At 34.4% G+C, this 14,470-nt stretch carries 13 protein-coding genes; 12 read left to right on the top strand and 1 reads right to left on the bottom strand.

Translation table 11 applies throughout. The annotated features are described in order from the left end of the window. Positions 1–192 precede the first annotated feature (192 nt). The 9 genes from kdpB to LUU93_RS20620 all read left to right on the top strand — a co-directional run bounded on the left by kdpB (position 193) and on the right by LUU93_RS20620 (position 10,105). Entirely contained in the window at positions 193–2,250 is a 2,058-nt protein-coding gene (kdpB, locus tag LUU93_RS20660) for a potassium-transporting ATPase subunit KdpB (protein WP_232683062.1), read from the top strand. A gap of 94 nt (positions 2,251–2,344) precedes the next feature. Beyond that, positions 2,345–2,896, top strand: coding sequence for a K(+)-transporting ATPase subunit C (locus LUU93_RS20655; RefSeq protein ID WP_232683061.1), 552 nt, complete (start codon positions 2,345–2,347; stop codon positions 2,894–2,896). 426 nt (positions 2,897–3,322) lie between these two features. Beyond that, positions 3,323–4,402 (top strand): porin, encoded by a 1,080-nt coding sequence (locus LUU93_RS20650; RefSeq protein WP_232683060.1) that lies wholly within the window; start codon positions 3,323–3,325, stop codon positions 4,400–4,402. Between the two features lie 217 nt (positions 4,403–4,619). Continuing rightward, positions 4,620–5,747, top strand: a complete 1,128-nt coding sequence (locus LUU93_RS20645; RefSeq protein WP_232683059.1) for a sensor protein KdpD — start codon at positions 4,620–4,622, stop codon at positions 5,745–5,747. 195 nt (positions 5,748–5,942) lie between these two features. Beyond that, positions 5,943–7,661 carry an ATP-binding protein gene (locus tag LUU93_RS20640; protein ID WP_232683058.1) on the top strand — a complete coding sequence of 573 codons (1,719 nt, stop codon included), beginning with the start codon at positions 5,943–5,945 and terminating at the stop codon, positions 7,659–7,661. Between the two features lie 333 nt (positions 7,662–7,994). Continuing rightward, a complete protein-coding gene (locus LUU93_RS20635; RefSeq protein WP_232683057.1) occupies positions 7,995–8,756 on the top strand; it encodes a phosphatase PAP2 family protein in 762 nt (253 codons plus the stop codon). A gap of 141 nt (positions 8,757–8,897) precedes the next feature. Next, positions 8,898–9,326, top strand: a complete 429-nt coding sequence (locus LUU93_RS20630; RefSeq protein WP_232683056.1) for an SRPBCC family protein — start codon at positions 8,898–8,900, stop codon at positions 9,324–9,326. Beyond that, entirely contained in the window at positions 9,326–9,646 is a 321-nt protein-coding gene (locus tag LUU93_RS20625) for an ArsR/SmtB family transcription factor (protein ID WP_232683054.1), read from the top strand. Before LUU93_RS20630 ends, LUU93_RS20625 begins: the two co-directional genes overlap by 1 nt. Positions 9,647–9,664: 18 nt before the next feature. Then, positions 9,665–10,105, top strand: coding sequence for a DinB family protein (locus LUU93_RS20620; protein WP_232683053.1), 441 nt, complete (start codon positions 9,665–9,667; stop codon positions 10,103–10,105). Between the two features lie 191 nt (positions 10,106–10,296). Here the strand turns inward: LUU93_RS20620 and LUU93_RS20615 are convergent, their stop codons facing one another. Next, positions 10,297–11,070, bottom strand: coding sequence for an XRE family transcriptional regulator (locus LUU93_RS20615; RefSeq protein ID WP_232683051.1), 774 nt, complete (start codon positions 11,068–11,070; stop codon positions 10,297–10,299). A gap of 96 nt (positions 11,071–11,166) precedes the next feature. On the opposite strand from LUU93_RS20615, the gene LUU93_RS20610 reads away from it, so the two are divergent. The 3 genes from LUU93_RS20610 (at position 11,167) to LUU93_RS20600 (ending at position 14,399) form a co-directional block, all read left to right on the top strand. Further along, positions 11,167–11,616: a LexA family protein gene (locus tag LUU93_RS20610; RefSeq protein ID WP_232683050.1), complete on the top strand. Its 450-nt coding sequence runs from the start codon at positions 11,167–11,169 to the stop codon at positions 11,614–11,616. A gap of 101 nt (positions 11,617–11,717) precedes the next feature. Continuing rightward, on the top strand, positions 11,718–12,977 hold the full coding sequence (locus LUU93_RS20605; RefSeq protein ID WP_232683049.1) for a Y-family DNA polymerase: 1,260 nt from the start codon (positions 11,718–11,720) through the stop codon (positions 12,975–12,977). A gap of 42 nt (positions 12,978–13,019) precedes the next feature. Continuing rightward, on the top strand, positions 13,020–14,399 hold the full coding sequence (locus LUU93_RS20600; protein WP_232683048.1) for an exonuclease domain-containing protein: 1,380 nt from the start codon (positions 13,020–13,022) through the stop codon (positions 14,397–14,399). Positions 14,400–14,470 lie beyond the last annotated feature (71 nt).

The following is a 14,470-nucleotide window of genomic DNA, read 5'->3' as shown; positions in this document are numbered from 1 at the left end:
AAAACTCGTTTTCACACATAGTTAGGCAATTCAATATAGCCCGTGGTTGAAACCACGGGAAACGGATTGCGGAGAGACAGATTGCGATATACGCTGCGTCCCAACGGTTGAAACCGCCTGGCTATGTTCTATAATCTATGTGTTTTTTAGGGCATAACATTTAACAAATAACATTTAACTTTTTACAAGAAAATGACAACTAATAAATCCACATCATTGTTTGAAAGTAAGCAAGTAAAAGAAGCCTTAGCGCAGTCTTTTGTGAAGCTTAATCCAAAATTGATGATCAAAAATCCGGTAATGTTTACCGTAGAAATTGGAACTGCCATTATGTTTGCCGTTTGTATATCCATATTAATGGGAGCAAATGATCAGGGTAGTTTTACTTATAACCTAATTGTATTTTTAATTTTATTGGCAACACTTTTATTTGCCAATTTCGCCGAAGCAATTGCCGAAGCAAGAGGAAAAGCACAAGCCGACAGTTTACGAAAAACAAGAGAAGAAACTCCTGCTAGACAAATTTTGCCAAACGGAGAAATTAAAAACATTAGCTCTTCGGCATTAAAAAAAGACGATATTTTCGTTTGTGAAGCCGGTGATTTAATTGCTGCCGATGGTGAAATTATCGAAGGTCTGGCTACTATCGACGAAAGTGCCATTACTGGAGAAAGTGCTCCTGTAATCCGGGAAGCTGGCGGAGATAAATCATCTGTAACCGGAGGGACAAAAGTCTTATCTGATAAAATTAAAGTAAAAGTAACTTCTGAACCTGGCGAAAGTTTTTTAGATAAAATGATTGCTTTGGTTGAAGGTGCGAGCCGTCAGAAAACACCAAACGAAATTGCCTTAACCATTTTATTAGCCGCATTTACTTTAATCTTCGTGATTGTGTGCGTTACGCTAAAACCGTTTGCCGACTATGCAAATGCACCCATCACGATTGCGGCTTTCATTGCTTTGTTTGTATGTTTAATTCCAACTACTATTGGAGGGCTGCTTTCTGCAATTGGTATTGCGGGAATGGACAGAGCTTTACGAGCTAATGTAATTACAAAATCGGGTAAAGCGGTTGAAACTGCTGGAGATATTGATGTACTGCTTTTAGATAAAACAGGAACAATTACAATTGGAAACAGAAAAGCAACTAATTTTTATCCAACAAAGGGAATCTCTTTAGATGATTTTATTAAATCTGCTGTGTTGAGTTCGCTTGCAGATGATACTCCGGAAGGGAAAAGTATTATTGAGTTGAGTAAAACGATCAACTTAAATGGTAAAATGCAGGATGACATCTCACATTTCACAGATAACATTTCACATACGATCAAATTTACTGCCGAAACCAGAACTTCTGGAGTTGTATTAAAAGACGGAACTAATATTAGAAAAGGCGCGCAGGATGCGGCTAAGAATATTGCGCAGCAGGCAGGAAATGCTTTCCCCGAAGATACTGCACAGCAGGTGATTACGATTTCATCTAATGGAGGAACTCCGCTGGTTGTCATTAAAGATAATGTAGTTCAAGGTGTTATCGAACTTCAGGATATTATAAAAACCGGAATGAAAGAACGTTTTGAACGCTTACGCAGAATGGGAATCAAAACGGTAATGGTAACAGGAGATAATCCGCTTACGGCTAAATTTATTGCCGAAGCAGCTGGTGTTGATGATTTTATTGCCGAAGCTAAACCTGAGGATAAAATGAATTACATTAGAAAAGAACAGGCCGAGGGAAGACTGGTTGCCATGATGGGTGACGGAACAAATGATGCTCCGGCTTTGGCTCAGGCAAATGTTGGAGTTGCCATGAACAGCGGAACGCAGGCTGCAAAAGAAGCAGGAAACATGGTCGATCTAGACAATGATCCAACAAAATTAATTGAAATTGTTGAAATTGGAAAACAGCTTTTAATGACTCGTGGAACATTAACTACGTTCTCAATCGCTAATGACGTTGCTAAATATTTTGCAATCGTTCCGGCACTTTTCATTACAGCAATTCCTGCTTTGCAAGGTTTAAATATTATGCGCTTACACAGTCCAGAAAGTGCAATTTTATCAGCTGTAATTTTCAATGCGATTATCATTCCAATTTTGATTCCGCTTGCGCTGAAAGGTGTTGATTATCGTCCAATTGGAGCAAGTGCCATCTTAAAAAGGAACCTTTTGATTTATGGTCTTGGCGGATTGATTGTTCCATTTATCGGAATTAAAGTTATTGATTTACTGGTTGCCTTATTTATGTAAATAAAAGTTACTAAGGTTCTGAGATACTAAGGTGCTAAGTTTTTTCTTAGTCCCTTAGAACCTTAGCTCCTTAGAACCTCTAAAAATGAAAAAAATGAAAACTATATTTTCACTATTAAAACTTACACTGCTTACTTTAATCTTATTTGCAGTGATTTATCCTTTAGCAATTTACGGAATTGCACAACTGGCTCCAAATCAAGGAAAAGGAGAAACTATTTCGGTTAACGGAAAAGTTGTTGGTTATCAAAAAATTGGTCAAAAATTCGATAAGTCGAATTATTTCTGGGGAAGACCTTCGGCTGTTGATTACAATGCTGCAGGAAGTGCCGGAAGTAACAAAGGCCCAAGTAACGCCGATTATTTGGCTTTAGTTCAAAAAAGAATTGATACTTTTTTAGTAGTTCATCCTTACTTGAAAAAATCTGAAATTCCATCTGATATGGTTACAGCTTCAGGAAGTGGTTTAGATCCAAATATTTCTCCTCAAGGTGCTTTGATTCAGGTAAAACGAATCGCTAAAGAAAGAAAACTGGATGAAACCAAAGTAAAAGCCTTGGTTGAATCTAAAATTAATACCGCTGTTGTTGGACCTGAAACGGTTAATGTTTTGGAATTGAATGTGGCGCTGGATCAGCTTCGCTAAGATGCTAAGGTTCTAAGATACTGAGATTCTAAGTTTTTCTCCTGCAAGGTTTTAAAAACCTTGCAGGTATGATAGACTAGTTGATACGAATTTTCATTCTTGTTCTATGCGCATTCTTGTCATTTCGACGAAGGAGAAATCACACTAGTAATTCGACAAAGATTGGCAATTAACTGTGCGGAATTTCTAGTGTGATTTCTCCTTCGTCGAAATGACAAACTAAACGATAAAAACTAATCTTTAAAATTAAATACCTACAAGGTTTTGAAAACCTTGCAGGAAACAAAACGCCTTTTTACCCCAAATGCCCTAGCCCCGATAGTAGTGGAAATCCTTTTTCTGGCTCCTTTAGCCAGAAAAAGATTGAAACGGATAGCGGGATTAGCTCCTAAAAAATCTACTAATAAATAATAGAATACCACAAAAATGAAAAAAATAATACTTACTGCTTTAATCGCTTTTGGTTTTAGCAATTTACATGCACAAGAAGAATCAAAAAGTCCGTTTACGTTTTCAGGATATGTAGATGCTTATTATAGTTATGATTTTGCAAAACCGGAAGATCATACACGCCCGGGATTTTTTTACAGTTACAATAAAAGCAACGAGGTAAACCTAAATTTAGGTATGGCAAAAGTGAATTATTCGAAAGAAAATATTCGTGGAAATTTTGCTTTAATGGCCGGAACTTATGCTGAATATAATATGGCTGCCGAGCAAGGTTTATTGAAAAATGTTTATGAAGCAAATGTTGGGGTAAAGATTTCGAAAAACCATAATTTATGGATTGATGCCGGAATTATGCCTTCGCATATTGGTTTTGAAAGTGCAATTGGAAAAGACTGCCAGACTTTAACGAGAAGTATTCTGGCTGAGAATTCTCCTTATTATGAAACGGGAGTTAAAATTGGTTATACTTCTGAATCTGGAGCATGGTATTTGGCTGGTATGTACTTAAATGGCTGGCAGAGAATTGAGAAAGCAGAAGGAAATCAGACGCCTGCTTTTGGAACTCAGGTTACGTACAAACCATCAGATAAAGTGGTTTTGAACTGGAGTACTTATGTTGGAAATGAACAGCCGGATATTGACAAAAAATGGCGTTATTTTAATAACTTTTATGGGCAGTTTAAAGTAACAGAGAAAACAAATGTTACGGCCGGTTTTGATGTTGGATCCCAGCAATCGGCTAAAAGCAGTAATAAATATGATACTTGGTTTTCACCCGTTTTGATTCTGCAATACAAACCAACAGATAAAATTCAGCTTGCGGCACGCGGTGAATATTATAGTGATGAAAAAGGTGTAATTATTGCAACAGAAACTCCAAATGGTTTTAAAACTTATGGATTTTCAGCTAACTTTGATTACTTAGTTACTGATAATGTTATGTTTAGAATTGAAGCCAGAAATCTTTCTAGTAAAGATGAAATCTTCACAAATAAAGATAATCTTCCAACGGATACAAATACATTTGTAACGACTTCGCTGGCGATTTCTTTTTAGAAAAATATTTCCTGCTGCAGATTAAAGGATTTTTTTTCTGCCGCGAATTACACTAATTTTCACTAATTTTTATTAAATATAATTCGTGGAAATTAGTGTAATTTGTGGCAAATAAACAACACAAAGCATGCAATAATCCTTTTAATCCGTGTAATCTGTGTAATCTGTGGCTAAAAAAATAAAAAACTTTGTGATTTAGCGCCTTCGTGGCAAAACTATGAAAGAAGAAAAAGAAAATAATGCTCAGCACTTTTTAGATTTAATTCAGAAATCACGAAAAGGAAAGTTTAAAATCTACATTGGAATGAGTGCCGGTGTAGGCAAAACTTTTCGTATGCTGGAGGAAGCACATTCGTTATTAAAAAACGGAATTGATGTAAAAATTGGTTACATCGAAACGCACATGCGAAAGGAGACTCATGAATTATTAGCAGGTCTGCCTATAATTCCGAGACGGACTATTTTTTATAAAGGAAAAGAACTTGAAGAACTCGATGTTCAAGCCATCATCAATCTTAGACCCGAAGTGGTTATTGTTGATGAATTGGCGCATACGAACGTTGAAGGAAGCAAAAATGAAAAACGCTGGCAGGATGTTTTAGAAATTCTGGAGGCTGGAATTAATGTAATTTCGGCTGTAAATATTCAGCATATTGAGAGTTTAAATGAAGATGTAAAGCGTATTACAAACATTGATGTTCAGGAACGTATTCCTGATAATGTTTTACGATTGGCAGATGAAGTCGTAAATATCGATTTAACATCTGAAGATTTGATTGCGCGTTTGAAAGAAGGAAAAATTTATACTCCGGATAAAATTCAGACGGCTTTAACGAACTTTTTTAAATCGGAACAAATTTTACAGCTTCGAGAACTGGCTTTGAAAGAAGTAGCGAGTCAGGTCGTTCGAAAAGTAGAAAATGAAGTTCCGAATCTTCATGCTTTACGACATGAGAAACTTTTGGCCTGTATTAGCAGTAATGATAAAACGGCCAAAATTGTAATTAGAAAAGCGGCGCGACTGGCAAGTTATTACAACGGAAGCTGGTATGTTTTGTATGTAGAAACTCCGCAGGAAAGCAGTACAAAAATTGCTTTAGACAAACAGAGACATTTAATTAATAATTTTAAACTCGCCGTACAATTAGGCGCAGAAGTAATTAAATTAGAAAACAAAAATATTGCCGATGCGATTTTAATTACCGTCGAAGAAAAACAAATTACAACTGTATGTATCGGAAAACCGCATTTGAATTTATTTAAAGTAATTTTGTCTACAACAATTTTCAGACGTTTGTTAAACAAACTGTCTTTATCAAATGTTGATCTTGTTATCCTGTCATGAAAAATTTTTAAACCATATAAGTTATATAAGTTCATTTAATACTGGGCGTTAATTTTTTTAAACGCAAAGTTTGCTGGGATTTTTGCTCGCGAAGGCGCAAGACTGCAAAGTCTTTTGCTCCTTCCTTAATTATACATCCCCTTATATTTTCTTATATCACTCATATGGTTCAAAAAAAATTAAATGTTTTATAAAATGAGAATTAAAACCAAATTGAATCTGGGAGTTGGATTATTATTTGTACTAATAATAATACTCACATTAGTGAGTGCCTTTTATATTTTTTCTATAAAAAAAGACACTGAAAATATTCTGAAAGCGAATTATAATACGCTTGAATATTCGCGAAACATGCTTTTGTCTTTAGACGAAATTAATACTAGTAAAGATAATGCAATTATTATTTTTAAAGATAATCTTCATAAACAAACCCAAAATGTTACTGAAGCCGGAGAGAAACAAGAAACGGATAATCTCGAAAGAAGCTTTGCTCTTTTAGAAAAAAACAGCTCTGATGAATCTTTAAAAATGCAAATCAGACAGGATATTTTTGAGATCATGAAACTCAATATGAATGCCATAAAACAAAAAAGCGATATCGCCAAACATACCGCCGAAACTGCCAATTTATGGATTGCCATTGTGGGAACCTTATGCTTTTTGATTGCTTTTAATTTATTAATCAACTTACCAACTAATATTGCAAACCCAATAAAAGAATTAACGCTGAGTATTAAGGAAATTGCGAATAAAAATTATTCTGAACGCGTTCATTTTACCAATCATAACGAATATGGAGATTTGGCAAAATCGTTTAATACGATGGCGCAGAAACTTCAGGAATATAATGATAGTAATTTATACAAACTATTCTTCGAAAAGAAACGATTGGAAACGCTTATTAATAATATGCATGATCCAATTATTGGTTTAGATAATAAACATATCGTTTTATTTGCCAATGATGAAGCTCTCAAAATTGTTGGAATGAAACTGGAAGATGTTATTGGAAAATCGGCTTCAGATTTAGCTTTATCAAATGATTTGATTCGTTCTTTAATTTTAAAAGAAAATAGTGAGTCTCCTAAAAAACAACCACTTAAAATTTTTGCTCACGGAAAAGAAAGCTATTTCGAAAAAGAAATTATTAACATTACTATAATCCCAACCGGGGAAGAAAAAGAAATCAATATTGGCGATGTGATTATTCTGCGAAATATTACGCTTTTTAAAGAACTGGATTTTGCTAAAACCAATTTTATTGCAACAGTTTCGCACGAATTAAAAACACCAATTGCTTCTATAAAATTAAGCCTTCAATTGCTTGAAAATGGTAAAACGGGCGATATGAACGACGATCAGAAACAATTAGTTGAAAGTATTAAAGATGATAGTCAGAGGCTGTTGAAAATTACAGGTGAACTGCTTAATTTATCGCAGTTGGAAACTGGAAATATTCAGCTGAACATCGAAAAAAGCAACCCGCACGAAATTGTAAATTACGCTGTTGAAGCCGTAAAAGTCCAGGCCGATCAAAAGCAGATAAAACTGATAATTGATGCTGATGAAAATCTGCAAGACGTGAAAGCCGACAGTGAAAAAACAGGCTGGGTTTTGATTAATTATTTGTCAAATGCAATTCGGTATTCTTCCGAAAAAAGTACCATTTTCATCAAATTAAAAAAAGAAAACAACCAAATCGTATTTCAGGTTATCGACACCGGAAAAGGAATTGACACAAGGTATAAAGACAAAGTTTTTGATAAATATTTTCAAGTCCCGGGAAGCCAGAAATCCGGAACGGGATTGGGATTAGCGATTAGTAAAGAATTTATTGAAGCGCAGAATGGAAATGTTGGTGTAGAAAGTAATTTGGGATTGGGAAGTACATTTTGGTTTTCGTTGAAAATATAAGATTAATTGTTAAAAGAAAAAATTATAAAAAGCCGCAGGCTCGATCCATATTGCAGGGCTGTCTATTAAACAATACGATCGTCCCTGTGAACCTTTTGCAATATGAATATATTTTAACCGGAAATCCGGCCCTGTAATATAAATTGTCCCTTCGGGGCTTAAAAATGTGAGATAACATCAAATTCACAACATATTAAAATTACTCGTTTATTGAATTTGTTATTTTCATTGTCATTCATATTCCATTAATTAATATTCGCTTAAGGTTCAATTAAGCAAAAAATAGTTAGATCATGCCTTCGTTATTATTGCAATTTATAACAATAATGAAAGATGTTTTACAAAACAATTTCTCTGATATTCCTATTCGGTTTATTTTCTGCGAATGCACAACAAAATGATTCCATTACAAAAATTGACAGCACTTCAAATCATTTAAAATTCAATTACAAACAATTAATTATTCCTGGGGTGTTAATTGGCTACGAAGTTATAGGTCTGGAAAGCGATCAGCTGCTGAGTTTCAATTCGCAAATCAAAGCTGAAGTTACCGAAGATATTGATGAGAAAATTACAATTGATGATTTTTCACAATACGCACCTGCGGCATCTGTTTATGCTTTGAATGCATTTGGTGTAAAAGGTAAAAATAATATGCGTGACCGTTCTGTTATATTTGTGACTTCGTACGCTATTATGGCAACAACCGTTTTAGGTTTAAAATCGATTGTACATGAACAAAGACCTGACGGGAGCTCGAACAACTCTTTTCCTTCAGGACATACCGCCACTGCTTTTGCCGGAGCCGAATTTTTATGGCAGGAATATAAAGACAAATCAATTTGGTACGGAATTGCCGGTTATGCCGTCGCAACCGGAACCGGATTATTTAGAATTTATAACAATCGCCATTGGTTAACCGATGTTGCGGCAGGGGCCGGAATTGGCATTTTGAGCACAAAAATTGCTTATTGGATGAATCCATATATTACTAAAAAATTATTCAAGTCATCATCTGAAATTAAGTCAACTTCTATGATTGCACCTTTTTATAATGGACAGCAATATGGTTTGAGTTTTGTGAAGGTTTTTTAAAGATTCATTTATCGCTTACTATCATCTGGTTAATAAAGTTAAGTAGTTCACTCTTAACAGTATTCATAAAAAAAAATCTAAAAATATTTGCGTAACTCAAAAGTTACATATAAATTTGTGTAACCTTAAAGTTACTTAAATATGAAGACAGAAATTAACCACAAATGGTTTTACAGTCAAACTCCTGAGGAGATTTGGATGTATCTTACAGAGACAGAATTAATTGCACAATGGATCATGCCAAATGATTTTAAACTTCTTTTAGGACATCATTTTACATTTCGTACCAATCCGATTCCAAGTTTAAATCTTGATGGAATTTTTCATTGCAAAATATTAGAAATCGTTCTTTTCAAAAAACTTGTTTACAGTTGGAAAGGGGGGCCAGGAAATGATGAAACTATCTTTGAGACTATTGTCGAATGGACATTGGAAAAAAAAGATAATGGTACCGAATTGCATCTCCTTCATACCGGATTTAAAGAAGAAAATGTTTCAATCCTAACCGGAATGACAGAAGGCTGGCTGAAAAAAATGGAGAAAGTGGAGAATCTTTTAAATGAAAAATAATGTCACTGCCTAATCTTGATGCCTTACAAGTAATTGCAGATCCAAGCCGCAGGCAAATTCTGCAATTGCTTACTAAAGAAACGTATAATATAAATGCGCTGGCTGAAAACTTTGATATGAGCCGTCCTGCTGTTTCAAAACATATTAAAATATTGCAGCTGGCGGGTTTTATTTCTATCCAGGAAATTGGACGGGAACGTCATTGTGTTTTAAATCAAAAAGGATTTGATGATGTTAAAGCGCTGATCAGTCATTTTGACCAGTTCTGGGAAAACAAACTCAGCAGACTGGAAATTATTTTGAACAAAAAGAAAGATTAATTTAAAAAATTAGAAATCATGCAAAAACAAATCTTGCTTGATCTTTTAGATCATAACCGCTTTGTCTGTAATCTTACATTTAAAAATATAACTCTGGAAAACAGCCGCTTTCAATTGAATGAAAAAACAGCTTCGGTTGGATTTATTTACAGACATATTGGAGAAACAGCAAACATTCTGGGAACGTTTTTTGGAAATAAAACGGATGTCGAAAACACAACAATCGGACAATCTGATACCGGAAAAGATTATGATCTTCAAACAAGTCATACATTTATAGAACAAGGATACAAAACACTCGAAGATGTTATAAATAATTCTTCTGATCAGGATTGGTTCGAAGAAGTAGAAACTTCTTTTTTAGGAACAGTTCCAAGAATTAAATTATTATCTATTATTCTTTTTCACAATTCACATCATTGCGGACAAATTGCATCGGCGATTGTTAAAGGAAATTAAATTTATAAAGGAAAGATCGTTTGACCAAATATATTGAAAAGCAGCAAATGGAAATAACGCAAAATATTGGCTGATAAAATCCATGTCTGTCACAGTCAATTATAGAAAAAGAGGAGTTAAAATTTAAGAACTTTTTTGTCCATTTGCACTTTTCAGAATTTATAAAAATCTTTTTATGCTAAAATAAACTTTTATGCATTCGTCGTATTATTCTTAATCTCCATAACTTCTCTCTTAACTTCTAAAAGCAGTTCTTTCATGCTTTCGGTTTCAGATAATGTTTGTTTTTTATCTGATCGGCCAATGCTGCATTCGTATTCCCAAATCTCTAAAATATCAGAAGCTTTCACTTCATAATTTGGATAAAAACTATTATCCGATTCTAAAACCAAAGCGTTCTTTTTATTTTTATTGAGACGTTTGTATACCATCCCTTCATTTTTGGTAATCAAAATATACGTCCTGCCATCCATCACCTCTCCCAGCCTTTCTACATAACGGCCAATAATAATTGAACCATCTTCATGCGGCGGCATCGAATCGCCTTCTACAGGAAAACCTCTGTGCTTGCCCGGTCCTAAAAACGGGAGTGAAACCTGCTGTAAACTTTCAATGTATTCCGGATCGGCATATCCGTTTAAGTAGCCTGCTTTTGCTTTTTGAGATACAATTTCGATATAATTTTCTCCAAATTGATCCACTTGAATTGGCAAAATAAGTCGATTGCCTTCTAATTTTATCAAATTTTCCACGTCAATTTTACGCACATCGACAGACAATAATAAATCAATGCTCATATGAAAATATAAAGCAATCTGCTTTAAAATATCATACGGTGCTTCTGAAGTTCCGTCTTCATATTTAACGTATCTACCTCGGGTAATCTTTAGGTTTCCAGCTAATTTCTCCTGCGATATTTTATGCTTAACCCTTAATGCTCTGATGTTGTCTGAAAATAAGGACATAATTAATTTGTTATAATTTAGAACAGCAAATATATAAAAAAATGTTATTATCTGTACTAATTTTGCTTTATACAAAAAAACTTTTTTGAAGTGATTATGAAATTGAGCAATATAAATACCACAAAATCAATAGAATTGTACATCCCGGATGTAAGTTCGAAGGTAATGCTGCCTTTTTTTGACGTTGGTATCAGCGCAGGTTTTCCTTCGCCTGCTGATGATTTTATCGAATTATCGATTGATCTCAACAAAGAATTTATCAAACATAAATACACTACTTATTTTGCCAGGGTAAAAGGACATTCTATGAAAAATGCCGGTATCAATGATGGCGATTTATTGATTATTGATAAAAGCCTGGAACCACAAAACAATAAAATTGCTGTTTGCCAAATTGATGGCGAGTTTACTGTAAAGCGTATCAGAATAGAAAAAGACATAATCTGGCTTATTGCCGAAAATGAAGATTACCAGCCTATAAAAGTAACCCCGGAAAATAATTTTGTAATTTGGGGAATTGTGGTTCATAGTATTAAATCTTTTTAAGTTGAATGTCACACTGAGCGAAGTCGAAGCGCTTTATAACACAAAAGGTCTTCGACTTTGCTCAGACTGACAAAATAGAAATAAAAAAACACATTTAGAAAATGTTTGCTTTAGTCGATTGTAACAATTTTTATGCTTCGTGTCAAAGAGTATTTGATCCACATTTAAGAGGAAAACCTATCGTTATTCTCTCTAATAATGACGGGTGTGTTATTTCACGTTCTGATGAAGCTAAGGCCCTTGGCATACCAATGGCTATTCCGGCTTTTAAGTATGAATCTGTTTTTAAAGAAAAAAACATATTTGTTTATTCTTCTAATTATCCGTTATACGGCGATATGAGCAATCGGGTCATGAACCTGCTGCAAACTTATACTCCCGAAATCGAAATTTACAGTATTGATGAAGCCTTCCTGAAATTTTCAGGTTACGATTTATTTGATCTGAATATACTGGGTTTAAAAATGCGGAAAGAAGTGACACAAGGAACAGGCATTCCTGTTAGTATAGGTTTTGCTCCTACCAAAGCTTTGGCAAAAATGGCGAATAAAATTGCCCGAAAATTTGCAGATCGTACGCAGGGTGTTTATTGTATTGACTCAGAAGAAAAAAGAATTAAAGCATTAAAGTGGGCTAAAATTGAAGATGTATGGGGAATTGGCAGAAAACACGCCAAACGGCTTAAATTAAAAAAAATCAACACAGCATATGAATTTACCCTGCTTCCGGATGCTTGGGTAAGAAAAGAACTGTCTGTAGTCGGGCTTCGGTTAAAACATGAATTAGAAGGGAAACCAACTTTGGAATTAGAAGCCGCCGCAGACCGGAAAATGATTGCCACTACAAGGTCTTTCGAAAAAAGATATACCACTTATGAAGAAATCTCAGAACGAATCAGCACGTTTACAGCTTCCTGTGCTGAAAAATTAAGACGTCAGAATTGTCATTGTAATATGGTAACGGTTTTTATCCAGACTAGTTTTTTAAAGAACGAGGAATCACACTATTCACGAAGTATTACCATCACTACTAATTTTCCAACCAATTCGACGATAGAACTCAATGAAGCCGCACAAAAAGGATTTAAAGCTATTTTTAAAAAAGGCTATCGTTATAAAAAAGCTGGTGTAATCGTAATGGGATTAACACCAAATAGTGAAACACAGCTTAATTTATTCGAAACTTCGAATCCTAAACATCAGCCTTTAATGAGTGTGATTGATAAAATGAACCAAAGTTATGGTAATAATAAAATTAAATTCGGTGTACAGTCTTTGGGACGGCAATGGAAAATGAGGCAGAACAGATTATCTCCCAAATTTTCTACTTTGCTCAAAGATGTTATTACGGTTAAAGTTTAAATATAAGCAGCAGAAAAACAATCGGTTTTACGTTATATACAGATGAGAAATACGGAGTATGCCATAGTCGATATTGAAACCACAGGCGGAAATGCCAGTGGCAGCCGCATTACAGAAATTGCCATTATTATTCATGATGGCAAAAATGTACTTGACCGTTATGAAACACTTGTAAATCCAGAGCAAGACATTCCTCCTTCTATTTTTGGATTAACAGGTATTAATAACGAAATGGTGTCTAATGCACCTATTTTCGATGACATTTCAGAAAAAGTATTAGAAATGCTTACTGATCGTATTTTTGTTGCCCATAATGTAAACTTCGATTATTCATTCGTTCATCATCAACTTGAAAAAGCAGGTTTTAAATGGTCGGCAAAAAAACTTTGTACCGTTCGTGCAGCCAGAAAAATCAAACCGGGTTTAGGTTCTTACAGTTTAGGAAATCTTTGCAACTCCTTAAATATAGGTTTAGAAAACAGACACCGCGCCGGCGGAGATGCAGATGCAACGGCTATATTATTTTCGCTTTTACTGGAATGGGACGATGCCGGAGAAATCGATAAAATGATCAAAAAAACAGCACAAGATCAACGTTTACCACCGAATCTTCCGCCTGATGATTTTAATAATTTACCCGAAAAACCGGGCGTATATTATTTTTATAATCAACAAAAAAAGGTGATTTATGTTGGAAAAGCCATCAACTTAAAAAAACGTGTGGCTTCTCATTTCAGCGGTAATAACATCAACCCGCAAAGGCAGCACTTTTTAAGGGACATTTATGGAATTTCTTTCGAAATCTGCGCTACTGAATTAATGGCTTTGTTATTAGAATGTACCGAAATCAAAAAACTCTGGCCAACTTATAATCGTGCCTTAAAACGTTTTGAAGCAAAATTTGGAATTTATCAATACGAAGCCCGAAACGGTTATAAATATCTGGCAATTGGAAAAGTGAGCAAATTTCAGGTTTGTATCCATGAATTTAACAGCCAGTACGATGGGATTAATTTACTACGAAGCCTGGCAGAGCAGTTTGAAATTGATCATCGCTTTTGCAAGTATACAAGACCGGAAGAAGGGGATTTATTTCAAAATAATGATACAAAAAGCTTACCTGATGTTTTACTTCACAATGAACAAGTTGATAACGCAATTGATTTTTTATTAAACAACAGGCCAACTTTTGCCATTATAGACAAAGGAAGATCAAAAGAAGAACGCAGCTGTATTTGGATCGAAAACGGTCGTTTTTATGGTATGGGATACATTCCATCAGATATTTCGATTCATGATCCCGTAGAAATAAAAAACTATGTCACAACTTATAAAAGCAATCAATATATTGAACAGCTGATTTTTGCTTTCGCAGAAAAATACCCGGGTAAAGTATTATTTAACAAACAGTTACTAAAATAAGAATAGAAAATCTATTTAGATTAAATGCTTAATAATCAGTAAATTTAATAATACAAATTAATTAATTGCAC

The organism is Flavobacterium soyae (genome assembly GCF_021245985.1).
GTDB lineage: Bacteria > Bacteroidota > Bacteroidia > Flavobacteriales > Flavobacteriaceae > Flavobacterium > Flavobacterium soyae.
Note: the sequence above shows the minus strand (reverse complement) of the source record. Positions and strands in the feature narration are given on the sequence as shown.

Bases quoted from the DNA above. Each gene is read 5' to 3' on its own strand.
- LUU93_RS20635 (WP_232683057.1), top strand. From the start codon at position 7,995: ATGTTTTACAAAACAATTTCTCTGATATTCCTATTCGGTTTATTTTCT.
- LUU93_RS20615 (WP_232683051.1), bottom strand. From the start codon at position 11,070: ATGTCCTTATTTTCAGACAACATCAGAGCATTAAGGGTTAAGCATAAA.
- LUU93_RS20655 (WP_232683061.1), top strand. From the start codon at position 2,345: ATGAAAACTATATTTTCACTATTAAAACTTACACTGCTTACTTTAATC.
- LUU93_RS20620 (WP_232683053.1), top strand. From the start codon at position 9,665: ATGCAAAAACAAATCTTGCTTGATCTTTTAGATCATAACCGCTTTGTC.
- LUU93_RS20610 (WP_232683050.1), top strand. From the start codon at position 11,167: ATGAAATTGAGCAATATAAATACCACAAAATCAATAGAATTGTACATC.
- kdpB (WP_232683062.1), top strand. From the start codon at position 193: ATGACAACTAATAAATCCACATCATTGTTTGAAAGTAAGCAAGTAAAA.
- LUU93_RS20625 (WP_232683054.1), top strand. From the start codon at position 9,326: ATGTCACTGCCTAATCTTGATGCCTTACAAGTAATTGCAGATCCAAGC.
- LUU93_RS20645 (WP_232683059.1), top strand. From the start codon at position 4,620: ATGAAAGAAGAAAAAGAAAATAATGCTCAGCACTTTTTAGATTTAATT.
- LUU93_RS20640 (WP_232683058.1), top strand. From the start codon at position 5,943: ATGAGAATTAAAACCAAATTGAATCTGGGAGTTGGATTATTATTTGTA.
- LUU93_RS20605 (WP_232683049.1), top strand. From the start codon at position 11,718: ATGTTTGCTTTAGTCGATTGTAACAATTTTTATGCTTCGTGTCAAAGA.
- LUU93_RS20600 (WP_232683048.1), top strand. From the start codon at position 13,020: ATGAGAAATACGGAGTATGCCATAGTCGATATTGAAACCACAGGCGGA.
- LUU93_RS20650 (WP_232683060.1), top strand. From the start codon at position 3,323: ATGAAAAAAATAATACTTACTGCTTTAATCGCTTTTGGTTTTAGCAAT.
- LUU93_RS20630 (WP_232683056.1), top strand. From the start codon at position 8,898: ATGAAGACAGAAATTAACCACAAATGGTTTTACAGTCAAACTCCTGAG.